Origin of the sequence: Citrobacter sp. Colony219, assembly GCF_019382635.1 — a bacterium.
GTDB classification, from domain to species: Bacteria; Pseudomonadota; Gammaproteobacteria; order Enterobacterales; family Enterobacteriaceae; genus Citrobacter; species Citrobacter youngae.
On sequence record NZ_CP080033.1, the window covers coordinates 158,942 to 164,178 of the forward strand.

At 52.7% G+C, this 5,237-nt stretch carries 7 protein-coding genes; 4 read left to right on the forward strand and 3 right to left on the reverse strand.

What is annotated here, in order from left to right; genetic code table 11:
- Positions 1 to 199, reverse strand: a 199-nt coding sequence (locus tag JTI85_RS21170) for a UPF0758 domain-containing protein (protein WP_370629217.1), incomplete at its 3' end; no start/stop codon positions are given.
- 171 nt (positions 200 to 370) lie between these two features.
- Between JTI85_RS21170 and coaBC the strand changes: the two genes are divergently transcribed.
- The 3 genes from coaBC (at position 371) to slmA (ending at position 2,740) form a co-directional block, all read left to right on the forward strand.
- Entirely contained in the window at positions 371 to 1,591 is a 1,221-nt protein-coding gene (gene coaBC, locus JTI85_RS00725) for a bifunctional phosphopantothenoylcysteine decarboxylase/phosphopantothenate--cysteine ligase CoaBC (RefSeq protein WP_201442972.1), read from the forward strand.
- On the forward strand, positions 1,569 to 2,027 hold the full coding sequence (dut, locus tag JTI85_RS00730; protein ID WP_061066835.1) for a dUTP diphosphatase: 459 nt from the start codon (positions 1,569 to 1,571) through the stop codon (positions 2,025 to 2,027). Before coaBC ends, dut begins: the two co-directional genes overlap by 23 nt.
- Positions 2,028 to 2,143: 116 nt before the next feature.
- Positions 2,144 to 2,740: a nucleoid occlusion factor SlmA gene (gene slmA / locus JTI85_RS00735; RefSeq protein ID WP_048213722.1), complete on the forward strand. Its 597-nt coding sequence runs from the start codon at positions 2,144 to 2,146 to the stop codon at positions 2,738 to 2,740.
- Between the two features lie 82 nt (positions 2,741 to 2,822).
- On the opposite strand, the gene pyrE is transcribed toward slmA, so the two are convergent.
- A complete protein-coding gene (gene pyrE, locus JTI85_RS00740; protein WP_061066836.1) occupies positions 2,823 to 3,464 on the reverse strand; it encodes an orotate phosphoribosyltransferase in 642 nt (213 codons plus the stop codon).
- Positions 3,465 to 3,529: 65 nt separating this feature from the next.
- On the reverse strand, positions 3,530 to 4,246 hold the full coding sequence (rph, locus tag JTI85_RS00745) for a ribonuclease PH (RefSeq protein WP_003024054.1): 717 nt from the start codon (positions 4,244 to 4,246) through the stop codon (positions 3,530 to 3,532).
- A 125-nt stretch (positions 4,247 to 4,371) separates the two neighbouring features.
- Here rph and JTI85_RS00750 point away from each other — a divergent pair, with 125 nt between their 5' ends.
- On the forward strand, positions 4,372 to 5,235 hold the full coding sequence (locus JTI85_RS00750) for a YicC/YloC family endoribonuclease (protein ID WP_003024052.1): 864 nt from the start codon (positions 4,372 to 4,374) through the stop codon (positions 5,233 to 5,235).
- Positions 5,236 to 5,237: the final 2 nt, after the last annotated feature.

A 5,237-nucleotide genomic window follows, 5' to 3' on the forward strand; every position in this document is an offset into this window, starting at 1 on the left:
GGCTAAAATCCATGTAATCAGCAGACAACAAGCCATACAACGACTCAAAATGCTGAAGCATCTCTTTCGCCAGCGTAAGCACATCTTTACCCTGAATGCCGGTGCGTAAAAAAAGAGCCAGCAGCTCAACGTCGGTCAGCGAGCTTGCCCCCTGTGCCAACAGCTTTTCCCGAGGCATTATACGTCCTGTATTTTCCATGCTTTCCCCTCCTTTCGCATCCGCATGGTGGCATAACACCAACGGCAGATCGACGCTCTGTTATCCATTCCTCGTGGCGCTTCGCAAAGTGGAGCACGGTCAAAAGCACGATAAATGATGGAGTGTGATAAAATATCCGCCTTCTGGTGTAACCCAACAGGAAAGATCATGATGAGCCTGGCCGGTAAAAAAATCGTACTTGGCGTCAGTGGCGGTATTGCTGCGTACAAAACCCCTGAGCTGGTGCGTCGTTTACGGGAACGCGGCGCAGACGTCCGCGTGGCGATGACCGAAGCGGCAAAAGCCTTTATTACTCCCCTGAGCTTACAGGCAGTTTCGGGCTATCCGGTATCTGACAGCCTGCTCGACCCCGCTGCCGAAGCCGCGATGGGCCATATTGAGCTGGGGAAATGGGCCGATTTGGTTATTCTGGCTCCCGCGACGGCAGACCTGATTGCCCGCGTTGCCGCCGGTATGGCTAACGATCTGGTGTCTACGATTTGTCTGGCAACACCCGCGCCTGTTGCCGTGCTGCCGGCCATGAACCAGCAGATGTATCGCGCTGCCGCGACCCAGCACAATCTGGGCATTCTTGCTTCGCGCGGTTTGCTCATTTGGGGCCCTGACAGCGGTAGCCAGGCATGTGGTGATATCGGTCCTGGACGTATGCTGGATCCGTTAACGATTGTGGATATGGCGGCAGAACATTTTTCACCTGTCAACTCCCTGCAACATCTCAACATCATGATTACGGCGGGCCCGACGCGTGAACCGCTTGATCCCGTGCGGTATATTTCCAACCACAGCTCCGGAAAAATGGGATTTGCTATCGCGGCCGCGGCCGCAAAGCGCGGAGCAAACGTCACGCTGGTGTCGGGTCCGGTTTCGTTACCCACACCGCCATTTGTCCAGCGCGTTGATGTGATGACCGCGTTGGAAATGGAAGCCGCTGTGCAGTCTGCAGTGCAACAACAGCATATTTTTATCGGCTGCGCTGCAGTCGCTGATTATCGCGCTGAAACTGTCGCCCACGAAAAAATCAAAAAACAGGCGACGCAGGGCGATGAATTAACAGTAAAAATGGTCAAGAACCCGGATATTATTGCCGGCGTTGCCGCACTGGATGCTAACCGTCCCTTTGTCGTTGGGTTTGCCGCCGAAACAAATAATGTGGAAGAATATGCCCGGCAAAAACGCCTCCGCAAAAACCTTGATGTGATCTGTGCAAACGATGTTTCGCTTTCTACTCAAGGATTTAACAGCGATAGCAACGCATTACACCTTTTTTGGCAGGATGGAGATAAAGTCTTACCGCTTGAGCGCAAAGAACTCCTGGGCCAATTATTACTCGACGAGATCGTGACCCGTTATGATGAAAAAAATCGACGTTAAAATTCTGGACCCGCGCGTAGGGAAACAATTTCCGCTCCCGACGTACGCCACCTCTGGTTCTGCCGGACTTGACCTGCGTGCCTGTCTTGATGACGCCGTAGAACTGGCGCCTGGCGCAACGACGCTGGTGCCAACTGGGTTAGCCATCCATATCGCCGATCCCTCACTGGCCGCGGTGATGTTGCCACGCTCTGGTCTGGGTCATAAGCACGGTATCGTACTGGGTAACCTGGTCGGTTTGATTGATTCCGACTATCAGGGTCAGCTGATGGTATCCATCTGGAACCGTGGCCAGGATAGCTTCACCATTGAACCAGGTGAACGTATTGCACAGATGGTCTTTGTACCGGTTGTGCAGGCTGAATTTAATCTGGTGGAAGAGTTTGAAGCCACCGATCGTGGCGAAGGCGGCTTCGGCCATTCCGGGCGCAAGTAACCCGTAAAGAAGCATCCCGTAGCGTAATAACGCAATAACATACCGCAAACAGTCGTTTGCGGTCGCTGTGTGGATGCCTGCCTGGCAAGTGCTTATTTTCAGGGGTATTTTGTAACATGGTAGAAAAGCAAACTGCGAAAAGGAATCGTCGCGAAGAAATACTTCAGTCGCTGGCGCTGATGCTGGAATCCAGTGATGGAAGCCAGCGTATCACGACAGCAAAACTGGCAGCCTCTGTGGGCGTTTCCGAAGCGGCATTGTATCGCCATTTTCCCAGCAAGACCCGCATGTTCGATAGCCTGATTGAGTTTATCGAAGATAGTCTGATTACCCGTATCAATCTGATCTTAAAAGATGAAAAGGACACCGGCGCACGTCTGCGTCTGATCGTTCTGCTGATTTTAGGGTTCGGTGAACGTAACCCCGGTCTGACGCGCATTCTGACCGGGCATGCGCTCATGTTTGAACAGGATCGTCTGCAAGGCCGTATTAACCAGCTTTTTGAACGTATTGAGGCACAGTTGCGCCAGGTTCTGCGAGAAAAAAGAATGCGTGAAGGCGAAGGTTACGCCGTAGATGAAACGCTGCTGGCCAGTCAGTTACTGGCTTTCTGTGAAGGTATGTTATCTCGTTTCGTGCGCAGCGAATTTAAATACCGTCCAACGGATGACTTTGACACCCGCTGGCCGTTGGTTGCCGCACAGCTGCAGTAACGACTTCGTTTTATCCGGCCTACGTAAGCCGTAGGCCCGGTAAGTGCGTAGGCCGGATAAGCGCAGCGCCATCCGGCAGTTCTTATACCCCAAACTCTTCGCGATACGCCCGTACTGCGGCCAGGTGTTCTGCCATTTCAGGTTTTTCTTCCAGATAAGCAATCAGATCTTTCAGGGTAATGATAGAAATCACCTTGCAACCATAATCGCGTTCCACTTCCTGAATCGCTGAAATCTCGCCGCGACCGCGTTCCTGACGATCGAGAGAAATGAGTACCCCTGCCAACGTCGCGCCATTTGCCTGGATTATCTCCATGGATTCACGAATCGCAGTACCGGCAGTGATCACGTCATCCACCAGCATGACACGCCCCTCAAGTGCGCTACCGACCAGATTGCCACCTTCACCGTGGGTCTTCGCCTCTTTACGGTTAAAGCAGTACGGCAAATCTTTATCGTGGTGTTCAGCCAGCGCAACGGCCGTTGTAGTCGCAATAGGAATACCTTTGTACGCTGGGCCAAACAGCAAATCGAACTCAATACCGGAATCCACCAGCGCTTCGGCGTAAAAACGGCCTAACAGAGCCAGGTCGCGCCCGGTATTAAACAGTCCGGCGTTGAAGAAATAGGGGCTTTTACGCCCGGATTTCAGCGTAAACTCGCCAAACTTTAGTACCTGCTTGCTAAGCGCAAACTCAATAAACTGGCGCTGATACGGTTTCATGGATTCGCTCCTCATCTCACTTTATTACAGACAAAAAAAAGGCGACTCATCAGTCGCCTTTAAAATCAATTTTCTAACGCCGCCTTCTGCGTCGCTACAATGGATTCGATTCCCCCTCGGGCCAACGCCAGTAGGGTGAGAAGTTCTTCATGGCTGAATGGCTCGCCTTCCGCCGTGCCTTGTACTTCAATAATACGGCCGTCTTCAGTCATCACCACGTTCATGTCGGTTTCTGCGGCAGAATCTTCAACGTATTCCAGGTCGCAGAGTGCTTCGCCGTTCACAATCCCCACGGAAACCGCTGCAACCATCCCTTTCATCGGGTTAGTTTTCAGTTTACCGCTCGCGACCAGCTTGTTCAGCGCATCAGCTAACGCAACACATGCACCGGTAATTGATGCGGTGCGCGTACCGCCATCTGCCTGGATAACATCGCAGTCCAGAGTAATAGTGAACTCGCCAAGGGTTTTCAGGTCAACTGCGGCACGCAGCGCACGCGCAATAAGACGCTGGATTTCCATGGTACGACCGCCCTGCTTACCTTTTGCCGCTTCACGGGCGTTACGGGTGTGCGTGGCGCGTGGCAGCATGCCATATTCTGCGGTGATCCAACCCTGGCCCTGACCTTTCAGAAAACGCGGTACGCCTTCATCAATCGAGGCGGTACACAGCACTTTGGTATCACCAAATTCGACCAGCACGGAGCCTTCAGCGTGTTTTGTATAATTACGGGTCAGGGTGACGGGACGCACCTGATTGGCACTACGACCTGCTGGACGCATGATAAAATCTCCGGCTTGAAACGAATGTGGCTGCGCATTATACGGACTTCCGACTGTTATTCCTATCCTGACAAGACATGGATGGCTATAATCCTCCCATCTCATCTTTAAAAACAGGAACGTCTATGATCCGCAGCATGACCGCCTACGCCCGGCGTGAAATCAAGGGTGAATGGGGTAGCGCTACCTGGGAAATGCGCTCGGTAAACCAGCGTTATCTGGAAACTTATTTTCGCCTGCCGGAGCAGTTCCGTAGTCTTGAACCCGTTGTTCGCGAGCGTATTCGCACGCGTCTGACGCGCGGTAAGGTCGAATGTACCCTGCGTTTTGAGCCTGATGCCAGCGCTCAGGGCGAGCTGATTCTGAATGAAAAGCTCGCTAAACAGCTCGTTAGCGCTGCTAACTGGGTCAAAATGCAGAGCGATGAAGGTGAAATCAACCCGGTTGATATCTTGCGCTGGCCAGGCGTAATGGCTGCCCAGGAGCAGGATCTGGACGCCATTGCCGCCGAAATCCTCGCCGCACTTGACGGTACGCTGGATGACTTCATCGTCGCACGTGAAACTGAAGGTCAGGCGCTGAAAGCGCTGATCGAGCAGCGTCTGGAAGGCGTCAGCGCTGAAGTGACGAAGGTACGTGCGCATATGCCGGAAATCCTGCAATGGCAGCGTGAGCGTCTGGTAGCCAAACTGGAAGATGCTCAGGTGCAACTGGAAAATAATCGTCTTGAGCAAGAGCTGGTGCTGATGGCGCAGCGTATCGACGTGGCTGAGGAACTGGATCGCCTGGAAGCCCACGTCAAAGAAACCTACAACATCCTGAAGAAAAAAGAGGCCGTTGGCCGTCGTCTGGACTTCATGATGCAGGAATTCAACCGTGAGTCGAACACTCTGGCATCAAAGTCTATCAATGCCGAAGTGACTAATTCCGCGATTGAACTGAAGGTATTGATCGAGCAAATGCGCGAACAGATTCAGAATATCGAGTAAAT